Genomic DNA, 22530 nt, shown 5'->3' on the forward strand with positions numbered 1-22530 from the left:
TCTCAATCCATCTGTTGCGCTTCCCGCGCCGATGGGACATAGAAAATCCGCAAAACCGGACCGCGCCCGGTGCCGGTTAACAGAGCCTGCCATTTATGGAGATCTATCATGGCATTTCTCGCCGACGCCCTTTCCCGTGTTAAGCCTTCTGCGACCATCGCGGTCAGCCAGAAAGCACGTGAACTGAAAGCCAAGGGCAAGGACGTGATTGGTCTCGGTGCGGGCGAGCCCGACTTCGACACGCCGGAAAATATCAAGCAGGCGGCTATCGACGCCATCAATCGCGGCGAAACGAAATACACGCCTGTAGCCGGTATCCCCGAGCTGCGTCAGGCCATCGTTGCCAAGTTCAAGCGCGAAAACGGCCTCGACTACAAGCCGGAACAGACGATCGTCGGCACTGGCGGCAAGCAGATCCTGTTCAACGCCTTCATGGCGACGCTGAACCCCGGCGATGAAGTCATCATCCCTGCCCCCTACTGGGTCAGCTATCCTGAAATGGTGGCGATCAACGGCGGCAACCCGGTTTTCATCAACACGAAGATCGAAGACAATTTCAAGCTGACCGCATCCGATCTGGAAAAGGCGATCACCCCGAAGACCAAGTGGCTCATCTTCAACTCGCCGTCGAACCCGACCGGCGCGGCTTATACGGAAGCAGAACTGAAGTCCCTGACCGAGGTTCTGGTTCGTCATCCGCATGTCTGGATTCTGACCGACGACATGTATGAGCATCTGGTCTATGGCGATTTCGTCTTCACCACGCCTGCTCAGGTCGAACCTTCGCTCTACGACCGCACGCTCACCATGAACGGCGTGTCGAAGGCCTATGCCATGACCGGCTGGCGCATCGGCTACGCAGCCGGACCGCTGCAGCTCATCAAGGCCATGGACATGGTTCAGGGTCAGCAGACCTCCGGCGCCTGCTCCATCGCACAGTGGGCCGCAGTCGAAGCCCTCAACGGCACCCAGGACTTCATCCCGGAAAACAAGAAGATCTTCCAGGCCCGCCGCGATCTGGTCGTCTCGATGCTCAACCAGGCCAAGGGCATCAAGTGCCCTACACCTGAAGGTGCGTTCTACGTTTATCCGTCCTGCGCTGACCTGATCGGCAAGAAGACGGAAGCTGGCAAGGTCATCGAGACCGACGAAGATTTCGTCACCGAATTGCTGGAAGCCGAAGGCGTTGCCGTCGTGCACGGTTCGGCATTCGGCCTCGGACCGAACTTCCGCATTTCCTATGCGACGTCGGATGCGCTGCTTGAAGAAGCCTGCACCCGCATCCAGCGCTTCTGCGCCAGCCTGCGCTAGAGCATTTCCAGCAAAAGTGCGTAGCGGTTTTGCGTAGGATAATGCGACAGAACAAACAGTCAGAGCAAAGCATACCAAGGGGCCGAAAGGCCCCTTTTTCATATCTGCAATTTGAGACTTGCCGTGGCGGGCAGGTCGGGCTTCCCGGACCTGTCAAAAGCGACAGTTGAGCGCGATAAACATCTGGCTATCGTTGCAATGCGTCGCCCGGCCCGGCGAAAAGCCAAAAAAAAAGCCAGACAAATGTCTGGCTTTGAGTTTTGAAGGTGCCTTCGAGGCAAACCTCCAGAGGGGAACACTCAGCCCGCGCAAATGGGAGGAGGAAACGCAGCGCTGAGATGACCTTTATATGCCTGTTGCCCATTGTTTTTGCAATGAGACTTTAGCGCAATGCAGCTATGCGTTTTACGCATGTCTTGACCAGGCAAGAAAATCCTTTGAAATCATCTAGTTATTCCGAACAGAATTACTTCGTAATATTATAATGGGCAAATCAACCGCCTAAAGCATGGGCATGGGCGACATGGCAATGCCCGCAAATTTGGCAAATCACCCTTTTTGAGTCGCCCGAAGCAGATGTCACGCAACTGTCACTGCAATGCAGCGGGCCTGTCACATAACGAGCCTAAAAGCCCCGGCAAGACGCCGCGCATGACGCGCCTGGCGCATGTGCGGCGCGTGAAAAAGCGCTGCCCCCACAGACAGACCCGAGAAGGAGCGTACCCGTGCGGATCGTTCAGATTACAGACACTCACCTCAGCCCCATCAAGCCGCACTTCAACCGCAACTGGGAACCGCTCGTTGCCTGGATCGACCAGCAGAAGCCCGATCTCATCATCCACACCGGCGACCTGACGGTCGATGGTGCTGACGTGGAGGCCGACCTTCTGTTCTGCCGCGCCTGCCTCAACGAACTTCCCGCGCGTGTCCTCACCCTTCCGGGCAATCACGACATCGGTCATCTTCCCGAAAGCCACCAGCCCGTCAATGCGCAGCGCCTGATGCGCTGGCGCCGCCATATCGGCCCGGACCGCTGGGCGGAAAATTTCGGAAACTGGCGCATTATCGGCCTCAACAGCCTCGTCATCGGTTCCGGTGAAGCCGAAGAAGCCGAACAGTTCCAGTGGCTCGAGGATGAATTGAAAAACAGCGACGGCAAGCCGGTCGCCGTCTTTGCGCACAAGCCGCTCTTTGTGGACGATCCGGATGAAGGCGACAGCGGTTACTGGGGCATCCGCCCCGCCCCGCGCCAGCGCCTCTATGATCTTTTCGCGCAGTATAATGTGCAGCTTCACGCCAGCGGCCACCTGCACCGCGCCTGGTCGGGCGACGCCTTCGGCACGAACTATGTCTGGGCGCCTGCCGCCGCCTTCATCGTCGGCCCGATGGAGCGCGACCTGCCCGGCGAGCGCATACTCGGCGCTGCAATTCACGACCTCGATGAAGTCGCCACGAGCAGCATTGTCCGCATCGACGAGCTGACCCCCTATGTCATCGACGATGTGGTGCATGAAGTCTATCCGCATCACACGGGCGACGGCGAGAAGGTCACCGAGGAGGCAAGCCAGTGAGCACGCTCGTCCTTCGCGACATCGGCAAATCCTACGGAGGCAACCGCATTCTCGATGGCATTTCCATCGAAGCGGCGGAAGGCGAATTCATCGCCCTCGTCGGCCCGTCGGGTTGCGGCAAGAGCACGCTTTTACGCATTCTCGCCGGTCTCGATCATGCGGATGAAGGAAGCGTCGAGCTTGCGGGACGCAACATAACCGGCGCGCATCCCGCCGACCGGAACATCGCCATGGTTTTCCAGTCCTATGCGCTCTATCCCCATCTGACGGCGGCACAGAACATTGCGGTGCCGCTTGCCATGCGTGACCTGACCGCCGTGGAACGCCTGCCGATGGTAGGCGCCTTCCTGCCCGGCCAGCGGCGCAAACGCGCCGCCATCCAGAAACAGGTCAAGGCCACGGCGACCAGCCTCAGGATCGACCATCTGCTCGACCGCAAGCCGGGCCAGATGTCGGGCGGCCAGCGCCAGCGCGTCGCCCTTGCCCGCGCGCTCGTGCGCCAACCGGGCGCATTCCTGATGGATGAGCCGCTGTCGAACCTCGACGCCAATCTGCGCGTTCACACTCGGGCCGAGATTGTCGAGTTGCATCGTCGCGCAGGCGTGCCAACCATCTATGTGACCCACGATCAGGCCGAAGCGCTCAGCATGGCCGACCGCGTAGCGGTGATGATGGGCGGTAAGCTGCTGCAGATCGACACGCCGACCGCGATCTATAACGATCCCCGCCATATCGAGGTCGCGCAATTCATCGGCACGCCGCGCATCAATATTCTGGAAGCATTGGTCAGCGATAACGGCATGGTGCATTTTGCCGGTCGCGCCATCCTGCAGGATGTCGCCGCCCATTCCGGCACCACTATCCGCATCGGCATTCGTCCCGAACATTTCCAGCTCAAGCCGCACGACAAGACGGGCATTGCGGGCACGGTCTCGCGGATCGAGTTTCTCGGCTCTGAAGTGCTCGTCTACCTCAAGGCTCCCGGCTCCCCGCAGGACCTCACCGTGAAGCTTGCGCCCGAAGAAGCCCGCGATATCGTCGTTGGCCTCCCGGTCGGCCTGCATTTCGATGCCAACCACGCCTATCTCTTCGGGGAAGATGGCCTGCGCCTGCGCCAGCCCGCCGGAAATATCGTCAAGACGGCATCGCCGGAAAAGGCTGCTGCCCATGTCTGATGTCGCGATCCCCGCTCCTGCGGCCACCAGCGCACGGACGGCGGCTGAGGAAGCTCGCCGCCGTGAAGAACGGCTTGCCTGGAAACTTGCGGCTCCGGCCATCATTTTGACGGTGCTGCTTATTCTCCTGCCGACAGCCGCCGTTATCTTCTGGAGCCTTACCAATTTCGAGCTTGGTTATGACGGTTTCGAATTCATCGGACTGGAAAACTACGCCGAACTGTTCAGCGACCGGACATTTCTGATCTCGCTGAAGAACACCGCCATCTACACCGCCATCGTGGCACCCGCTTCCGTCTTCCTCGGCCTTGGCGTGGCGCTCCTCATCGAAGGCGAAGTTCGCGGCAAATCCTTCTTCCGCACCGTCTATTTCCTGCCGGTCGCCTCCCTGCTCGTCGCCATGGCAACCGTCTGGCAATATCTGCTGCATCCGACGCTCGGCCCCGTCAACGCCATGCTGGGCATGATCGGCATTGCCGGTCCCAACTGGCTCGGTTCCAGCGATACGGTTCTGTTCAGCCTCGCGCTTATCGGCATCTGGCAAAGCGTCGGCTTCAACATGGTGCTGTTTCTGGCCGGTCTCACCGCCATCCCGCGAGAACTCTATTCGGCTGCCGAAGTGGATGGCGTGAAAAACGGCTGGGAGCGCTTCCGGCTGGTCACATGGCCCCTGCTCGGCCCCACCACGCTTTTCGTCACGACGATCAGCATCATCAACGCCGTGAAGGTCTTCGAGACGGTCAAGACACTGACCGAAGGCGGCCCGAACAAGGCTTCGGAAGTCCTGCTCTGGACGATCTACCAGGAAGGCTTCGTCTATCTGCGCGTCGGCTATGCCTCCGCCATGACGGTGATCTTTCTCGCGGTCCTCGTGATCCTGATGATGCTGCAATTCCGCGTGCTGGACCGCCGCACCCACTATTGAGGATACCCGGATGACATTGGCTCGTTCTTTCCGTCTTGGACTTCTGTCGCTGGGTGCCCTGCTTTTCCTCGCGCCCTATATCTTCATGCTGTCCACGGCAGCAAAATCGCAGCAGGACATATTCTCGTCCTCCCTGTCGCTGATCCCGCACAACTGGGCGCTCTGGGACAATCTGGCCAAGGCGATGAGCCGCGTGCCGATGGGGCTTCTGCTGTTCAACGGCGTAATCGTCTGCGCGCTCGTGCTGGTCATCCAGGTCGTGGTCGCCATCCCCTGCGCCTACGCCATGGCAAAGCTCAACTTCCGCGGCCAGCGCATCATGATGATGATGGTCATGCTCGGCCTGCTGGTGCCGATCCATGCCACGGCACTGCCCTTCTATGTGGGCTTCAATCAGCTTGGCGTGCTCAACAGCTACTTTGCCCTCAGCGCACCGTTCTTCATCTCGGTCTTCGGCATATTCCTGTTTCTGCAGTTCTTCCGCGCCATGCCGGACGATCTCATCAGCGCCGCCCGCCTCGACGGCATGTCGGAAGCCGGCATCGTCATGCGGGTGATCGTGCCCAATGCATGGCCTGCGATTACGGCCTTCTCGATCTTCTCCGTTGTCGCGCACTGGAATGACCTGTTCTGGCCGCTGATCGTGGTCAACGGCATGGAACGCGCCACGCCGCCGCTCGGCCTCCTTTATTTCCGCGCTGCGGAAGCGGGCGACGATTACGGGGCGCTGATGGCGGCAACCCTCATCATCACCCTGCCGCTGCTGCTGGCATTTCTCGCCGCCCAGCGCCGCTTCATCGAAGGCATCACCCTAACCGGCCTCAAGGGCTGAATTCTTCCCACAATCCTCCACAGGAGTTCAAACATGAAACGCTTTTCCGGCGCCCTCGCCGCTCTGGCCATGGCAACGGCCTTCGGCTCGCCCGCCCTTGCCGACACGACGCTGAACGTGCACTACCCGATGCCGGGTTTCTTCAAGGATGTCATGGCCGACATCTCCAAGAAGTTCATGGAAGAAAATCCGGACATCAAGATCAACTTCGTCAGCCCGTCGGCAACCTATGAAGAAGGCATCCAGACGATCATGCGTCAGGCCGGAACGTCGGAAATGCCGGATATCACCTTCACCGGTCTGAACCGCCTGCGCGTGCTGGCGGAGCGCAATATCGGCGTCGACATGAAGCCGCTGGTCGAAAAAGAAACCGACATGGAAGCGCAGGGCTTCACGGATCACCTGCTCAGCCTCGCCCGCGTCGGCGACCGTCAGGTCGGCCTTGCTTTCGCAACCTCCAACCCGATCATGTATTACAACGCCGATCTTCTGAAGGCGGCAGGCGGTAATCCCGACAATCCCCCCACCACCTGGGACGAAGTGATTGAACTGGGCGGCAAGATCAAGGCGCTCGGCAACGGCAATGAGGGCATCGATTTCCGCTGGCAGGGCGACGACTGGATGTTCTCCGCGCTGCTGTTCGGCGCGGGCGGCACCATGCTGACCGAAGACGAGAAAAAGGTCGCCTTCAACGGACCGGAGGGGCTCGAAGCCTTCAAGCTCATCGACCGCATGGTGAAGGAAGGCGGCATGCCGGTTCTGACAAAGGCGGCGGGCGAGCAGGCTTTCGCGGCTGGCAAGGTCGGCTTCTCGTTCCAGACCACCGGCGCGCTGCGCAACACGATCAAGAATGTCGGCGACAAGTTCGATCTTCGCACGGCGAAGATCCCGCTCATCAACGCCGAAAAGGGTCGCCTGCCCACCGGCGGCAATGCGGTCGTCATCCTGACCGACGATCAGGGCAAGCAGGATGCGGCATGGAAATTCGCAAAGTTCGCCGCCGGACCCTATGGCGCGTCCGTCGTCGTTCCCGGCACCGGCTACGTGCCGAACAACGAGCTGGCCGCGAAGTCCGACGAATATCTCGGCAAGTTCTATGAGGAAAATCCGCTCTTCAAGGCTGGTCTGAGCCAGATGTCGCTGATGATCCCGTGGTATGCCTTCCCCGGTTCCAACGGCGTGAAGGTGACGCAGACCATCGTGGACAATCTTTCCCGCGTCGTCGAACAGTCCGCCACCCCGGAAGACGCCCTTGCCGACGCCTCCAAGGAAGTCCAGCGCCTGCTGCCGCGCAAGTAAACAGCCATCACCAAAAAAACAAAAGGCCGCGCTGATTGCCAGCGCGGCCTTTTTTGAATCACAAGCTGCGATCAATAGGTCCAGTTGCGGGCCTTCGAGAACAGGAAGTCGCGGAAGGCGTGCAGTTTCGCGGAGTTCTTCAAGGCTTCCGGATAGCAGAAGAACGTATCGAAGGACGGTATTTCTTCCAGTTCGGGCAGAAGCTGCACCAGGCCGGATTCCTTGTCCGCCATATAGTCGGGCAGGACGGCGATGCCGACGCCGCGCTGCACGGCGCGGCGGATCGACAGCAGATTATTGACCTGCAATGCCGGGATGCGCGAGCTGCCGTCCGTGCGTCCGGCGATCTCCAGCCAGTTGAGGCCCGTCAGATAGCTCGGCGCCGGTTCACCGAAGGTCACGACGCGGTGCTGGTCGATCTCGTCTATGGAGTTGAGCTTGCCATATTTCGAGACATAGCCCGCCGACGCATAGACATGCATATGCACCGTGAACAGTCGACGCTGGATCAGGTCCGGCTGCTGCGGCTGCCGCAACCGGATGGCGCAATCCGCATGACGCATCGTCAGGTCCAGTTCCTCATTGTCGAGGATCAGCTGGAGCTGGATATCGGGGTAAAGCTCGACGAATTCCTGAATGCGCTCGATCAGCCAGCCGGAACCAAGACCAACGGTCGTCGTGACGCGCAGGCGGCCCGTCGGCTTTTCCTTGCTTTCGGCAAGCTTCGAGCGAACGTTTTCGAGCTTCATCAGCACGTCATGCGCGGTGCGATAGAGCGTTTCGCCCTGCTCGGTCAGGATCAGACCCCGCGCATGACGATGAAACAGCGGGACGCCGACATCCTGCTCCAGCGCGCTGACCTGACGCGAAATAGCCGATTGCGACAGATGCAATGTCTGGGCTGCGTGGGTGAACGACCCCGCCTCAGCCGCAGCATGAAAAATGCGCAGTTTATCCCAGTCGAGCGGAGCGACCACGATTATCCCCTCTCATTGTTTTGACCGCATTCAGCTTAGGCAACACCGCCTCCCGCTTTTGGCTTGGAAAGCCCTATTCCGCCGCTTCGTGCAGCGGTTCCTGTGCGGCAAGCCAGCGCTCGGCTTCAAGAGCTGCCATGCAACCCATGCCGGCGGCTGTCACGGCCTGACGATAGATATCGTCGGTGACGTCGCCCGCAGCGAAAATGCCCGGAACGTCGGTAGCCGTCGAATCGGGCGCGGTCCATAGATAGCCGTTCGGCTTCTGCTTGAGTTTGCCCTCGAACAAAGAAACCGCCGGTGCGTGGCCGATGGCGACAAAAACGCCATGCGTATCGAGTTCCTGCGTTTCGCCGGTCACGACATTCTTGAGGCGCACGCCGGTCACGGTCGCGCCCATGGGCGGTTTTGCCTCCGTGCCGAGGATTTCGTCGATCACGCTGTTCCAGACGACCGAGACGTTCTGGCGCGAAAGCAGGCGGTCCTGCATGATCTTCTCCGCCCGGAAACCGTCGCGGCGATGCACGACCGTCACGCTCTTGGCGATATGCGAAAGGTAAAGCGCTTCCTCGACCGCGGTATTGCCGCCGCCGACGACGACCACATCCTTGCCGCGATAGAAGAAACCGTCGCAGGTCGCACAGGCCGAAACGCCGCCGCCCATGAAGGTCTGCTCGCTGTCGAGGCCAAGCCATTTGGCCTGTGCGCCCGTCGCAATAATCAGGGCGTCGCAGGTATAGATCGTGCCGGAATCACCTTTCAGGCGGAAAGGACGCACCGTCGTTTCGACCTCGGTGATGATGTCGTGGACGATCTCGGCGCCGACATTCTGCGCCTGCGTCGCCATCTGGTCCATCATCCATGGCCCCTGCACCGGATCGGCATAGCCCGGATAGTTTTCCACGTCGGTGGTGATCATCAGCTGACCGCCCTGCTGCAGCCCGGCAATCACGATTGGCTTCAGCATGGCGCGGGCGGCATAAATCGCCGCAGTATAACCAGCAGGACCCGAGCCGATGACAATGACTGGCGCATGACGCTGTGACATGAAGTTCTCTCCGGTCCCGGAGCGCTGGGCCTTCAAGCCGGATCGGCGCTCCTCATGTTGGTTTTCACGTGCACCCAAAACTGTTCCACATTTTTGGGTGCACCTTAAAATCGATTTAAAGCGGCGGGTTTCCGGCCCACCAGAATCGCTTCCGCAATCCTGTCCGGCCAATGCCCCGATATTATGGCCAAGGTAGGTCTGCCCCCAGATGTTTGCAAGCTTCCACAGGGATTTGCCGAGCTTTAGCCACAGCTTGTGACCTTTTGAGCAAACCCTTTCATGCCAGCACGTTGCGGGTGGATCGATCTCACGCTAAACAAGCTTGATATAGGAATAATTCGCCCAAACCCGGAGCCGGCCGCCATTTACAAGACAGTCGCCAATATCTGCGCGCGTTTCGGCCTCATCATGGCGGCGGCCATGCTTCTGCCTGCGGCGATCGACCTGCGCGACGGAAGCGACGACTGGCTGATCTTCGTCCGCTCGGCTGCGGCTACAGGCGCATTGTCTGCGCTGTTTCTGCTGGCCACCCAGAACCAGACCATGCGCTTCACGCCGCGCCTCGGTTTTCTGCTGACGGCCTGCCTCTGGCTCACCGCAAGCTTCCTCGGCTCGATCCCGCTTTATTTTTCGCACCTGCCGATCAGCTACGCCACCGCCTTCTTCGAGGCCATGTCGGGCGTCACGTCCACCGGCGCGACCGCGCTCACCGGCCTCGACAACATGCAGCGCGGCATTCTCCTGTGGCGCTCGATCCTGTGCTGGATCGGAGGCGTCGGCTTTATCGGTCTCGCCCTTCTGTTGCTGCCCTCGCTGCGGGCAGGCGGGCTTGCGCTCTTTCATATGGAGAATTCCGACAAGTCGGAAAAAATCCTCCCGCGCATGAACCAGATAGCGCTCGGCATCATACTCGCCTATCTCAGCCTGACTGCGGCCTGCATCATCGCCTATTTCGCAGTCGGCATGAGCGTTTTCGACGCCATCAATCATGGCCTGACGACCGTGGCGACGGCAGGTTTTTCCACGCATGACAGCTCAATCGGTTTCTATGAGGGAAACCGGCTGCTCTTGGTCGTCTCCACCATCTTCATGGCGCTCTCGGCCCTCCCCTTCGTGCTTTACATCAAGGCCTTCATGCCGCGCCGCATGGAATCGCTCGCCGACCCGCAGGTAAAACTGTTCTTCACAATTGCCATCGGTTTCAGCTTTGCGCTTGCGGTGGTGCTGCGGCTCGGCTCCGATGTGCCGTTCGGCGATGCGCTGATTTCCGCTTCGTTCCACTTCGTGTCGGTCATGACCACGACAGGCTACGCCACCGAAGATTATTCGCTCTGGGGACCGCCTGCGATCGGAATTTTCTTTCTCGCTTCGTTCCTCGGCGGTTGTGCCGGTTCCACCTCCGGCGGCATCAAGATGAACCGCCTCATCATCCTGTGGAGCCTGACACAGGCCAATCTCGCCCGGGCTCATCATGCCGCATGCGGTCATCAAGATCCGTTACGGCACCTCGGAGATTTCCGGCGATATCGCGCAGAACGTGCTGCTCTACCTGTTCCTCTATTGTGCGTCGCTCGTCATCGGCGCGGTGCTGCTCGCCTCGTTGGGCCTCGATTTCGTCTCGGCCTTCACCGGGGCGCTGACGGCGCTTTCCAACGTCGGACCCGGATTTGGCGACACGATCGGTCCCGTCGGCAACTTTTCCACCATTCACGATCCGGCGCTGTGGGTGCTTTCATTCCTGATGCTGGTCGGACGTCTGGAGCTGGTGACGGTGTATATCCTGTTCACACGCGCTTTCTGGGTGCGTTGACCGAGCGTTAAGCGGTTTACATCCGCCTGTTTCATTTGATATGAGCAGGATTAGATTGCGCCACGATGGCGACGAATGTTCTATAATTACCCCGGAATGAAATTTCCTTGCGCGCGGAGTTACGCATGCCGATCAAGGCCGATCTGGATGAAATCGATTGGAAAATCCTTCGGGAGCTCCAGAACAACGGGCGCATCACCAATGTCGAGCTGGCCGAACGCGTCGGCATTTCGGCCCCGCCCTGCCTTCGCCGCGTGCGCAAGCTTGAAGAAAGCGGCGTCATCCGGGGTTATCGCGCCATTCTCAACGGTAATTCGCTTGGACAGGACCTCGTCGCGTTCTGCTCGGTCGGCCTTCATCGCCAGGCCGATGCCGACCTCAAGGCATTTGCCGAAAAAACCAAGCAATGGCCGCTGGTACGCCGCGCCTGGATGGTTTCGGGCGAATCCGATTTCCTGCTCCATTGCGTCGCGCGTGATCTCAACACGTTCCAGACCTTCGTGATCGAGGAACTGACCGCCGCTCCCAACGTGGATTCCGTGCGTACCGCGCTGACCATTCGTCCGGTCAAGGACGAACCGCTGATGATTCTCTAAGAGCCTGAAACAAAAAGCGGCATGTGTGTGCGAAAATGGTGATTTTCGAGTACCGGAGCGCAATGTACTGAACGTACATAAGCACCGGAACCTAGAAAAGCGCCCATTTGCAGCCACAGGACGACTTCTGGAACAGGCTCGAGATTATTTCCCGGCGAATACGCGCTCGTAAACACCGCTGATTGCAGCGGCTTCCTTTTCGAGCGGAAACGTGGCGCGAACATGCCGGAGAGCATTTTCGCCGTCGCGTTCGGCCAATGCCGGATCGGCCAGATATGGCTCGACAGCCTTGCGCAGGGCTTCCCCGTCGCCGGCTGCAACCGATGTCCCGGTGCCATCCACGATCATTTCCGCATAGGCACCCGCATCGCTGGCAACGACTGCCGTTTGCGACGCCATGGCTTCGAGCGGCGTCAGCCCGAAACCTTCATTGCGCGAAGGCGCAACATAAAGCGTCAGGCGGCGATACCAGACGCGGATATCCGGCACTTCCCCCAGAATGAGGATGCGGTCCTGCAGACCGGCTGCAGCGATCTTCGCCTTCAGTGCGTCTTCGAAAGACTGGTGCTCAGCGGTCGTGCGTCCGGTAATGATCGCCGTCCAGTCCGGATATTTCGGCAGGAGCGCGACCATCGCATCGACAAAAAGGTCTGTTCCCTTGGAGGAACGCACGCGACCGAAGCAGCCGACGGCATATTTTCCGGGCAGGCCGGACGCCGCGAAACTATCGTCATCGCCAACCGGCGGATGAAACCGCTGCAAATCCACGCCGTGCATGATGACATCGTGCGGGACCTGGAGAAAGCTTCCCGAGCGGCCACTCGTTGCAATCACCGCATTCATGCGGCGGATCAGCCATTTGGTAAAAGGCTTGTGGTCCCGCTGTGCGGCCGAGGTAAAGATCAGCCGCAGTTTCATGCGCAGAACATCGCGCATGAAAATCCCGGCGAGCATTTCGATATTGCGCCGCGCGTGCCAGATGCGAAACGGCTTCGTACGCGGCTTCGACCAGAAGGATAACAACGCGCCCCAGCCAAGATGCGGGAGCGTGTCAGGCAGGCCCGGCCCCATCGTCGCGATGTTCAGGCCCTTTGCACGCTGCAAGGGGATGAGCTGAACGATCGTCGATGTGACCCCGGATAGGCGGCGCTTGAAATTGGGCGCCACCACCTCGACATCCTGAACCCGGACTTTCATGAAAATCAGACGAACTTCAGGCCGACGATTTCGTAGGAGCGCGAACCGCCGGGTGCGTTGACTTCGATGGTATCGCCTTCGCCCTTGCCGATCAGCGCGCGCGCAATCGGCGATGAAATGGAAATGCGGCCTTCCTTCACATCGGCTTCCTGGTCACCGACGATCTGGTAGATTTTCTCTTCTTCCGTATCTTCGTCGATCATGGTGACGGTCGCGCCGAACTTGATGCGGTCGCCCGACAGCTTGGAAACGTCGATGACTTCCGCGCGCGCAACCAGATCTTCCAGCTCGTTGATACGGCCTTCATTCAGGCTCTGGGCTTCTTTCGCAGCGTGATATTCGGCGTTTTCGGACAGGTCGCCATGCGCACGCGCTTCGGCAATTGCCTCAATAATCCGAGGGCGCTCCGATTGCTGGCGCCAGCGCAGCTCTTCCTTGAGCTTTTCGAAACCGCCAGGGGTCATAGGGAACTTTTCCATACCCAGTCCTTTCCTTCATCCGGCGCTTCACCTCTCCCCGAGGCCCTGCACGCACCGGCAGTTTGATTTGCCCGCCTCACCTCGCGCAATGCTTGGATAGTGCGAGGCGCTTTTCGGAGGCTTCCAACCTCCGAGACACAAAAAGAAAACGGTCACCGAAACATCCGCCTCGGAACCGTTCGAATAACCATTCACAGAACTATAGCATTTCCATCAATCATTTCACGCGGAAAAATATGTCCCTGTCAACTCTCTGCAAAAGCGGCGCTTTCTCGCGTGCGCTATTTCGGCTTGACTGGCCAGCTCGCCGGCCATTTCTCCGGGCCTCCCGCATAATTGCCATCGCAATCGCCTTTTGAGCGCTCCTGCACCAGCACGAAACGCACCCGGCCCTCGCCGCTGTCGGTGGCTTTCCAGACATCGTAAATGCCGCAATCACCAAGTCCCCGGCCCTTGAAGAAAGCCGTCAGCGTCAGTGATTTCTGGTTCCAGTCGATATTCCATGCCGTATCGGTCACTGTCGGGCCGTCGTCGGAAATGGTTGGCAGGGAAATCGGCACGATCCTGTTTTCATGGCGGCTGTAGAAGGCGTAGGGCTGATTATAGGCGCCCGGCGATCCGCACGGCAGGCCGATGAGATCGAGCCCATCGGCAATCTTCGTCTCGAAACCGCCCGCGCTGCGGAACGTCTCCGGGCTTGCACCACCGCAAACCGCGGCTTCATCGGAAAAATCCTTGCGGATTTCAGCCGGTATCTGGCCAACCGTTTCAATCAGCTTGAGCACCGGCGGCACGGGCGCGGGCTTGCTGCCCTTGACCTGCAATGCCTCGACGGTTCCGTCGCGCGATTGCTGCTCATCCACATAGATCAGCCCTCCGACAAGCCCGGAAAGCGAATAGGTGAACGTCTTTCCGGCCAGTTTCAGCTGCAACTTCTGGCCGTTCTTCATTCCTTCAAGCGCTTTGGCGACATCGCCCGCATAATCAAGCTGGTCGTCCTCTGCCTTAAGGGCCGAGACATCCACGCCAAGCAGCGGCTGGCCATCGACGGAAATCTCCAGCTTGCCGGTTTTCCGGGACGGATCGACATAGGAAAGCCGCAAGACCGGTTTCGACCCCGGCTGGCTGCTGCGAAAGAAGCCAAGCCCCGGCGCTCCCTCGCTTGCGACCGGCGTCAGGCTCAATGTGCAGTTCTGCGCGAAATCGCACAGAACCTGCGTGTCCCGAACCGTCTTGAAAGCCGCCTGCGATTCCCCGCCTGCCACAAACAGCATCGTTGCGGTGGCTGACGCCACGACAGCGGCCCTGACAGAGGCTAAGACAGAGGATTCACGATAGAAGGAAAGCATAAGACCTCCGCCGATGGAAAGCGCACTGAGCAGAATCAGATCATGCACGAATGTCGCAGAATCGGAAGTTCCCTTGCCGCCTGCCCACAATATTGCCTATAGCATGTCGGCTGAAAAAGATCGAACCGAGGTAAGAATGACGCGCGTACAGGCCAACATGCTGCTGCTTCTGGCGGGCGCCATCTGGGGCATGGGTTTCGTCGCGCAATCGACGGCAATGGCCAGCATCGGACCGTTTCTGTTCATCGGCATCCGCTCGGCAATCGCCTCGCTCACCGTCCTGCCATGGGCCGTGGCGGAAGGACGCCGCGCGAAGATCGCCCTCCGCCGGTCGGATTATCTCTTCTTCATGGTCATCGGCCTGAGCCTGTTCATCGGGCTCGTCCTCCAGCAGATCGGGCTCATCACCACATCCGTCACCAATGCCGGTTTTCTGACCGGGCTTTATGTCGTGATGGTGCCGGTGCTGGGCGTCATCCTGTTTCGCACATGGCCGCACCCGGTCGTCTGGCCCAGCGCGGCGGCCTGCCTTGCAGGCATCTTCCTGCTTTCCGGCGGCACGCTGACCGCGCTCAAGCAGGGTGACCTGCTGGTCATCGGCGGTGCCGTGTTCTGGGCATTGCAGGTGGTTTTAATCGGCAAGGCAAACCGCGCCGCGCGACCGATAACGCTGAGCTGCGTCCAGTTCGCGACCAGCGCCGTTGCAGGGCTTGCCATCGCTTCCATGGTCGAAGACCTCAACTGGACCGCCATCGCGCTCACCTGGAAGGAAATCCTCTTCACCGGCGTGTTCTCGTCCGGCGTCGCCTTCACCTTGCAGGCCATCGGGCAGCGCTATACCACCTCCGCGCAGGCAGCGATCTTCCTCGCCTCGGAAGCGCTCTTCGCGGCCCTGTTCGGCGCGCTTTTCCTCGGCGAACGAGTGACCTTCATCGGCCTTATCGGCTGCGGACTGATCTTCTCCGCCATGATGGCCGTCGAACTCATTCCCATGTTCTGGAAGCGCAAGCCCGCGCTTGCTCCCGCCGAGTGATTTCCATCAGGCCTTGAAAATCAGAGCCGCCCCGCCTGCGATGAGCGCAAAGCCCAGCAGATGGTGCCAGGTAAAGGCTTCCTTGAGGTAGAACACCGAGAACAGGCTGAAGATCACCAGCGTGATGACCTCCTGTATGGTCTTGAGCTGCGCCGCCGAATAGACCTCATGCCCGATGCGATTGGCCGGGACCGCCATGCAATATTCGATCAGCGCGATACCCCAACTGATGAAGATGACGGTGATGAGCGGCGTGCTGGTGAATTTCAGGTGCCCGTACCAGGCGAATGTCATGAAAACGTTGGAGCCGATGAGAAGCAGGATCGGCAGGACGCTTGGCGAAATCAGTGCTGACATGGAAATGACTTCAGGGACCGGGAGGATGTTGTCTGCGGCATGGCCCGAAACCGCCGCACGGTGATAAAACAACGGCGGCATTTTGCCAATCCTGCCGTTTGCGCCTGCCCCGTTTACGCCACAGCCCTTAACGCGGGCGCTGACTCTTCCTTTACGCTTGCAGGCTAATATTCAGGGAACGCCATCGGTCTGGTCTCCTGAAGAAAAGGTATGGACATGAGTTCTGCGTTGTCCGCCACCGCTCCAGTCAGCCGCCAGCGCTCCCGGTTGCAAGGTCTGGCCCCCTCTTTATCGATCATGCTGCTGGCCCTCGTCGCAGGCTGCTCCGGCGAAAGCGCGCCGCGTCCGCAGGCCAGCGTCGGCAATTCCGACGTGATGGTGCCCGAAGCCCCGGTGGCGAGTGCCGCCCCGGTCATGGCTGCGCCCGTCATGCAGCAACCGCAGGAAGAGCGCGTCGTCGGGCTTGCCGAAGAGGAGGAAAACCACGTCGCGCAATCCGCGCCGCAGAACCGGCCGCAATATTCCGGCGACTATGGCTTCACGGCCCCTGTTCAGAACCCGGTCACGGCTGCCGAAAACATCTATACGATGTCCAATGCGGAAGCCGCCTGCCGCACGCGCCTCAAACGGCTGGGCGTCGTCTTCAGGGAAAAGCCCACCATCTATCGCAGCAGCTCCTGCCATATCGAAAACCCCATCGAAGTATCGGGTTTCAACAGCGGCTCCATCGCGTTCAAGCCGGCGGCGACGCTGAACTGCCAGGTGACGGAAGCCTTCGCCCGCTGGATCAAGGGCGACCTGCAACCCGCCTCGCGCCTGCGATACCTGTCCGGCGTGAGCACGATCTACAATGCCGGAGGCTATTCCTGCCGAACGATGAACCATCGTCGCGGCGCGAAAATGTCGGAACATTCACGCGGCAACGCCATCGACGTCACCAAGATCGTGCTGAACAACGGCAAGAACATCATGGTGCGCAAGCCGGGCTTCTTCGCCTTCCGCGAAAAGGGCCTGCTCAACAGCGTCCGCTCCGATGCCTGCGGCTATTTCACGACAGTTCTCGGCCCCGGCTACAACCCGGAACATGCCGACCACTTTCATTTCGACCTGATGCAGCGCCGCAGCGGCTATCGCGCCTGCAAATAGAAAAAGCCCGGCCTTACAGGCATAGCCTGCGCCGGGCTTCCTTTCATCATCGGTTCATTCTTCCGGCGGAACCGGCGTCGGCTTGCCGTTCTCGTCCAGCGAAACCATCACGAATTCGGCATGGGTGACGAGATCGCGCCTGTCGCTCAGATAGCGCTTCGCCCAGGCCTCGACCCTGAGCGTGATGGACGTGCGGCCTACCCGCGTTATATCCGTATATACACAGAGCGTGTCGCCGATCTTTACCGGCCGGGCGAACGCCATTTCGCGCACCGCCGCAGTGACCGTGCGGCCCTTGGCGCGCTCGGCGGAACGGATGCCCGCAGCCATGTCCATCTGCGCCATCACCCAGCCGCCGAAAATATCATAGGCCGAATTGGCGTCCTTGGGCATGGCTGAAACGCGGATGGTCAGCGTGCCGTTCGGCTCATTGTCAGTATTCATCAATGTCGTTCCTTGAGTGCTTGAGAGAGTCGGCCGCTAATATGAGACAAGGCCGCCCGGAAGAAAAGTACCGCGCAATACGCTCTAAACCGTTAGAATCAGGCCGCACCTAAAAGGTTGGCAATAATTAATCATGAATTGAAATTGATTATCCGTGATGAGCCGGAATAATATCGGCTATGCTATAAGTAATGATGGAAAGTATATTAGAGGAACGATAAATGAACCTATCGGTGAAAGCTTCCATATTTACATTAGCATTCCTTGTTTCAGCAAATGCTTATGCATCATCGGCCATCGTCACCTCGACAGTTAATCTGCGCACCGGTCCCGGTACCCAGTATGGAACCATCGGGGCGATCCCGAACGGCGTTGGAGTTACCGTCGGGGGCTGCACCAGCGGCTATGGCTGGTGTCAGGTGAGTTACGGCGGCATGACCGGCTGGGCGGCATCGAGCTATATCGCCATCCAGACGGGCAACGGCTACACGACCAACGACAATTTCGGATCGACCGCCGCAGCCGTGGGCATACCGCTCATCGCAGGCATCGCCATCGGCTCGGCACTGTCGGCCAACAACGACCGCTATTGGGGTACCGGCCCCTATCGCGGCTGGGGCGGCGGCGGCAACGTCTATAATGGCTGCATCGGTCGCAATTGCCAGTCGAACTGGGGTCCGCCGCGTCCGCACTGGACGGATCGCCCGGGCTGGAACGACCATCCGGGCTATCATCCCGGTTTCGGTCGCGGCTTCGGTCCCGGCCCGCGCATACGCATGGGCGGCAGGCTGTAGAGCCATCCGCAAAATGGTCGCCTCCTGACAGCCTTCTGTCAGGAGCATTGGCCGGATATGTTGAGAGCGCCGAGGATTTCGCCTCGGCGCCCTTTTCATTTGGACGCTGAAATTCCATATTGGAAGCATGTCGCAGAAAAGTGGAAACCGGTTTTCCGCTTAAGACATGCGGTAACAATATAGGGTCATGGCTTCCTCAAAAGACAAACATTCCCAGGATTCGCAAGACAAGGCTGGCGGCTTCGGTGAAGCGCCACAGGCCGGGTTTTCCGGCGCGCCCCTATCCGGTTCAATTGCTGGCCCCATTGCTGATTGGGCGAAGGAGATCGGCGACGAGGCGGCCAAGCCGCGCGCAAAAAATCCAAAACAACCCAAGAAGATTCCCGAGCGCAGCAAGGAAGCGTCGCGCACAGGCCGCGGCACGTCGATGGGCGGCGCAGCTTCGGCGAAGGAACGCGCAGCCGCGGGCCTCAACCCCGTTGCCGGTCTCGACATCAGTCTTGAAGACGCAGCCGGTCTGAATCCATCCGGCGCGACCGCCACGGTTCAGGCCCTGTCGGACCTGATCGCCTCCGGCAATCCGCTGTTCAAGAACGGCGAGCTGTGGACCCCTCACCGCCCCGCCCGCCCGGAGAAATCCGAAGGCGGCATCGCCATCGAGATGGAAACCAGCTTCGAGCCGTCTGGCGACCAGCCGACTGCAATCCGCGATCTGGTGGAAGGGCTGGAGAACAACGACCGCACGCAGGTTCTGCTCGGCGTCACCGGCTCGGGCAAGACCTTCACCATGGCGCAGGTCATCCAGCGGACACAGCGCCCTGCCCTGATCCTCGCGCCCAACAAGACCCTGGCCGCGCAGCTTTACGGCGAGTTCAAGAGCTTCTTCCCGAACAACGCCGTCGAATATTTCGTTTCCTACTACGATTATTACCAGCCGGAAGCCTATGTGCCCCGCTCGGATACCTATATCGAGAAGGAATCCTCCATCAACGAGCAGATCGACCGGATGCGCCACTCGGCCACCCGTGCGCTGCTTGAGCGTGACGATGTGATCATCGTCGCCTCCGTGTCGTGCATCTACGGTATCGGTTCGGTCGAAACCTATACGGCCATGACCTTCGAGATGAAGATCGGCGACCGGCTCGACCAGCGCCAGCTGCTCGCCGATCTCGTGGCGCAGCAATACAAGCGGCAGGACATCAATTTCGTGCGCGGCTCGTTCCGCGTGCGCGGCGACACGATCGAACTGTTCCCCGCCCACCTGGAAGATCGCGCCTGGCGCATTTCTCTTTTCGGCGACGAGATCGAGTCCATCACCGAGTTCGACCCGCTGACCGGCCAGAAGACCGGCGATCTGAAATCGGTGAAGATCTACGCGAACTCGCACTATGTGACGCCGCGCCCGACGCTCAATCAGGCGATCAAGTCGATCAAGGAGGAGCTGAAGCACCGCCTTGACGAACTGACCCGCGCCGGTCGCCTGCTGGAAGCCCAGCGCCTCGACCAGCGCACGACATTCGACCTCGAAATGCTGGAAGCGACCGGCTCCTGCGCGGGCATCGAAAACTATTCGCGCTATCTCACGGGCCGCAATCCGGGCGAGCCGCCGCCGACGCTGTTTGAATATATTCCCGACAATGCGCTGGTTTTCATCGATGAAAGCCACGTCACGGTTCCGCAGATCGGCGGCATGTATCGCGGCGACTTCCGCCGCAAGGCGACGCTGGCCGAATATGGCTTCCGCCTGCCCTCCTGCATGGACAACCGCCCGCTCCGCTTCGAGGAGTGGGACGCCATGCGCCCGCAGACCATTGCCGTTTCGGCAACGCCGGGCAACTGGGAAATGGAAGAAGCGGGCGGCGTGTTCGCAGAACAGGTCATCCGCCCGACCGGGCTGATCGACCCGCCGGTCGAAATCCGTCCTGCCAAGACGCAGGTCGACGACGTGCTCGGCGAAATCCGCGACACTGCGCAGAAGGGCTATCGCACGCTGGTCACCGTGCTGACCAAGCGCATGGCGGAAGACCTGACCGAATATCTGCACGAACAGGGCGTGCGCGTGCGCTACATGCACTCCGACATCGACACGCTGGAGCGCATCGAGATCATCCGCGACCTGCGGCTTGGCGCCTTCGACGTGCTGGTCGGCATCAACCTGCTGCGCGAAGGTCTGGACATTCCCGAATGCGGCTTCGTCGCCATCCTCGACGCCGACAAGGAAGGCTTCCTGCGTTCGGAAACCTCGCTCATCCAGACCATCGGTCGTGCGGCGCGTAACGTTGACGGCAAGGTCATTCTTTATGCCGACAATATTACCGGCTCCATGCAGCGTGCGATGGATGAAACCAGCCGCCGCCGCGAAAAGCAGGTCGCCTATAATGAAGAGCACGGCATCACGCCTGCTTCGGTGAAGAAGAATATCTCTGATATCCTCGGCTCGGTTTACGAGCGCGATCATGTCCGCGCGGATATTTCGGGCTTTGCGGAAGAAGGCGCGATGATGGGCAACAACCTTGCCGCCCATCTGGAGCATCTGGAAAAGCAGATGCGCGACGCCGCCGCCGATCTCGACTTCGAAAAGGCGGCGCGCCTGCGCGACGAGATCAAGCGCCTGCGCGAGACGGAACTGGCCATCGCCGACGATCCGCTGGCACGCGAGTTCGAGGCGGGCGATGCGGGGGCGAGCCACAACAAGGGCAAGCCCACCGGCAATTCGCGCTTCCGCAAGCCGACGCTCGATGAAATGGGCGCCGATACGACGCGCCCGCTTGGCAAGCCGTCCCTGTTCCAGAAGCCGTCGCTTGACGATATGGGACCGGGCACGGACATGGCAAAACCGCTATTCCGCAAGAACACGCTCGACGAGATGACCGTGAAGCGGACGGAAGTGCCATCTGGCGGCAACGATGCGGCGATCCGCCGTGAGCGCGCGGGCATCGGGTCTTACGAAGACCCGGCAGAAACAGCGCGCAAGAAGCGCCGCCCCGGCAAGACAGGCCGACCGGGGCGTTAGAGCATAATCCGACCCGAGTGAAACGAGGATCGATAATGTGCCGGAAGGCTCACCAGCCTTCCAGCACGATCTTGCCCTTTGCCTTGCCGCTTTCCAGCACGCCATGCGCTGCCTTGAGATTGGCGGCATTGATCGGTGAAAGGACTTCCGTCAGCGTTGTCCTGATCTTGCCTTCATCGACCAGCTTCGCGACTTCGTTCAGCAGTCTGCCCTGCTCCGCCATATCTGCGGTCTGATAGATCGGGCGCGTGAACATCAGTTCCCAGTGCACCGACACGGACTTGCGCTTGAAGGGCATGATGTCGAGCTTGTCCGGATCATCGATGAGCCCGAAACGGCCCTGCGGAGCTATGAGCCTGACGATTTCGGAAAGATGATCCAGCGTCTGCGTCGTCGAAAAGACGAACGCCGGTACGCCAATCCCCAGAGCTTCAACCTGTTCGGCCAGCGGCTTGCGGTGGTCGATGACGTGGTGCGCGCCAAGCTGCCTGACCCAGTCTTGCGTTTCGGGCCGCGATGCGGTCGCTATCACCGTCAGGTCGGTCAGTGCGCGCGCCAGCTGGATCGCGATCGAGCCCACGCCGCCCGCGCCGCCGATGATGACGATTGCATTCACCGCACCGGCAACCGGCCTGCGCACGTCCAGCCTGTCGAAAAGCATTTCCCATGCGGTAATGGACGTCAGCGGCAGGGCGGCGGCTTCGCTGTTGGACAGCGATGCCGGTTTGCGCCCGACGATGCGTTCATCGACCAGATGAAATTCGCTATTGGCGCCCGGACGGGTCAGGGAGCCTGCATACCATACCCTGTCGCCGGGCTTGAAATCCCGAACCTGATCGCCGGTTTCGACGACGGTGCCGACAGCATCCCAGCCAAGCACCTTCCATTGGCCGGCGTCCGGTGAAACGCCGCCACGGATCTTGTAATCGACCGGGTTCACGGAAATCGCCTCCACCTGAACCAGCAGATCGCGCCCGGCGGCAACCGGCTTGTCCAGTGTCACGTCGACAAGCGAATCGGCGCGATCCAGTTTACCGGCGTTCTGATAGGCAACAGCTTTCATCGTCTTTGCTCCATTTGCTATGGACCAAATATTAGACTACGTTCCCAATTTAGAAATACGCACAAATATCGCCTATAGTGTCGATATTTGCACTTGGTATAAAAAGGATAC

General features: G+C 60.0%; 19 protein-coding genes and 2 pseudogenes. 12 read left to right on the top strand and 9 right to left on the bottom strand.

Features of this window, described 5'->3' with window-relative positions:
* Nucleotides 1-108 precede the first annotated feature (108 nt).
* The 6 genes from OINT_RS08030 (at nt 109) to OINT_RS08055 (ending at nt 7113) form a co-directional block, all read left to right on the top strand.
* Entirely contained in the window at nt 109-1311 is a 1203-nt protein-coding gene (locus tag OINT_RS08030) for a pyridoxal phosphate-dependent aminotransferase (protein WP_006467283.1), read from the top strand.
* A 725-nt stretch (nt 1312-2036) separates the two neighbouring features.
* Nucleotides 2037-2882: a metallophosphoesterase family protein gene (locus OINT_RS08035; RefSeq protein ID WP_006467284.1), complete on the top strand. Its 846-nt coding sequence runs from the start codon at nt 2037-2039 to the stop codon at nt 2880-2882.
* Nucleotides 2879-4057: an ABC transporter ATP-binding protein gene (locus tag OINT_RS08040; RefSeq protein ID WP_006467285.1), complete on the top strand. Its 1179-nt coding sequence runs from the start codon at nt 2879-2881 to the stop codon at nt 4055-4057. Before OINT_RS08035 ends, OINT_RS08040 begins: the two co-directional genes overlap by 4 nt.
* Entirely contained in the window at nt 4050-4982 is a 933-nt protein-coding gene (locus OINT_RS08045) for a carbohydrate ABC transporter permease (protein ID WP_006467286.1), read from the top strand. The genes OINT_RS08040 and OINT_RS08045 overlap by 8 nt, the downstream gene beginning before the upstream one ends.
* 10 nt (nt 4983-4992) lie before the next feature.
* On the top strand, nt 4993-5814 hold the full coding sequence (locus OINT_RS08050) for a carbohydrate ABC transporter permease (protein WP_006467287.1): 822 nt from the start codon (nt 4993-4995) through the stop codon (nt 5812-5814).
* Nucleotides 5815-5847: 33 nt separating this feature from the next.
* Nucleotides 5848-7113: an ABC transporter substrate-binding protein gene (locus tag OINT_RS08055; RefSeq protein ID WP_006467288.1), complete on the top strand. Its 1266-nt coding sequence runs from the start codon at nt 5848-5850 to the stop codon at nt 7111-7113.
* A 71-nt stretch (nt 7114-7184) separates the two neighbouring features.
* Here the strand turns inward: OINT_RS08055 and OINT_RS08060 are convergent, their stop codons facing one another.
* Nucleotides 7185-8090 carry a LysR family transcriptional regulator gene (locus tag OINT_RS08060; RefSeq protein ID WP_006467289.1) on the bottom strand — a complete coding sequence of 302 codons (906 nt, stop codon included), beginning with the start codon at nt 8088-8090 and terminating at the stop codon, nt 7185-7187.
* A gap of 73 nt (nt 8091-8163) precedes the next feature.
* Nucleotides 8164-9138, bottom strand: coding sequence for a thioredoxin-disulfide reductase (gene trxB, locus OINT_RS08065; RefSeq protein ID WP_006471901.1), 975 nt, complete (start codon nt 9136-9138; stop codon nt 8164-8166).
* Nucleotides 9139-9546: 408 nt separating this feature from the next.
* Here trxB and OINT_RS08070 point away from each other — a divergent pair.
* Nucleotides 9547-10948: pseudogene (locus OINT_RS08070) on the top strand (TrkH family potassium uptake protein).
* 125 nt (nt 10949-11073) lie between these two features.
* Nucleotides 11074-11544, top strand: coding sequence for an Lrp/AsnC family transcriptional regulator (locus OINT_RS08075; RefSeq protein WP_006471903.1), 471 nt, complete (start codon nt 11074-11076; stop codon nt 11542-11544).
* Here OINT_RS08075 and OINT_RS23545 read toward each other — a convergent pair.
* The 4 genes and pseudogenes from OINT_RS23545 to OINT_RS08090 all read right to left on the bottom strand — a co-directional run.
* A pseudogene (locus tag OINT_RS23545) lies at nt 11528-11635 on the bottom strand (flagellar basal body P-ring protein FlgI); the annotation flags it as partial. The gene OINT_RS08075 and the pseudogene OINT_RS23545 sit on opposite strands and share 17 nt — an antisense overlap.
* Before the next feature lie 53 nt (nt 11636-11688).
* Entirely contained in the window at nt 11689-12741 is a 1053-nt protein-coding gene (locus OINT_RS08080; protein ID WP_006467293.1) for a glycosyltransferase family 4 protein, read from the bottom strand.
* Between the two features lie 5 nt (nt 12742-12746).
* The gene (gene greA, locus OINT_RS08085) at nt 12747-13220 is read right to left on the bottom strand and encodes a transcription elongation factor GreA (RefSeq protein ID WP_006467294.1); all 474 of its coding nucleotides are present in this window, start codon (nt 13218-13220) and stop codon (nt 12747-12749) included.
* A gap of 281 nt (nt 13221-13501) precedes the next feature.
* Complete coding sequence (locus OINT_RS08090) at nt 13502-14569, bottom strand: DUF1176 domain-containing protein (protein WP_404990518.1); 1068 nt, start codon at nt 14567-14569, stop codon at nt 13502-13504.
* Between the two features lie 136 nt (nt 14570-14705).
* Here OINT_RS08090 and OINT_RS08095 point away from each other — a divergent pair, with 136 nt between their 5' ends.
* On the top strand, nt 14706-15602 hold the full coding sequence (locus tag OINT_RS08095; RefSeq protein ID WP_006471904.1) for a DMT family transporter: 897 nt from the start codon (nt 14706-14708) through the stop codon (nt 15600-15602).
* Between the two features lie 6 nt (nt 15603-15608).
* Here OINT_RS08095 and OINT_RS08100 read toward each other — a convergent pair whose 3' ends face one another.
* Nucleotides 15609-15959, bottom strand: a complete 351-nt coding sequence (locus OINT_RS08100) for a DMT family protein (RefSeq protein WP_006471905.1) — start codon at nt 15957-15959, stop codon at nt 15609-15611.
* A 216-nt stretch (nt 15960-16175) separates the two neighbouring features.
* On the opposite strand from OINT_RS08100, the gene OINT_RS08105 reads away from it, so the two are divergent.
* The gene (locus OINT_RS08105; RefSeq protein WP_006471906.1) at nt 16176-17105 is read left to right on the top strand and encodes an extensin-like domain-containing protein; all 930 of its coding nucleotides are present in this window, start codon (nt 16176-16178) and stop codon (nt 17103-17105) included.
* A 54-nt stretch (nt 17106-17159) separates the two neighbouring features.
* On the opposite strand, the gene OINT_RS08110 is transcribed toward OINT_RS08105, so the two are convergent.
* A complete protein-coding gene (locus OINT_RS08110) occupies nt 17160-17549 on the bottom strand; it encodes an acyl-CoA thioesterase (RefSeq protein ID WP_006471907.1) in 390 nt (129 codons plus the stop codon).
* Between the two features lie 221 nt (nt 17550-17770).
* Between OINT_RS08110 and OINT_RS08115 the strand changes: the two genes are divergently transcribed.
* Nucleotides 17771-18343, top strand: coding sequence for an SH3 domain-containing protein (locus OINT_RS08115; protein ID WP_006467300.1), 573 nt, complete (start codon nt 17771-17773; stop codon nt 18341-18343).
* Between the two features lie 187 nt (nt 18344-18530).
* Complete coding sequence (uvrB, locus tag OINT_RS08120) at nt 18531-21356, top strand: excinuclease ABC subunit UvrB (protein WP_006467302.1); 2826 nt, start codon at nt 18531-18533, stop codon at nt 21354-21356.
* 49 nt (nt 21357-21405) lie between these two features.
* On the opposite strand, the gene OINT_RS08125 is transcribed toward uvrB, so the two are convergent.
* A complete protein-coding gene (locus tag OINT_RS08125; RefSeq protein WP_006467304.1) occupies nt 21406-22419 on the bottom strand; it encodes a zinc-binding alcohol dehydrogenase family protein in 1014 nt (337 codons plus the stop codon).
* Nucleotides 22420-22530: the final 111 nt, after the last annotated feature.

The organism is Brucella intermedia LMG 3301 (assembly GCF_000182645.1).
Taxonomy (GTDB): Bacteria; Pseudomonadota; Alphaproteobacteria; order Rhizobiales; family Rhizobiaceae; genus Brucella; species Brucella intermedia.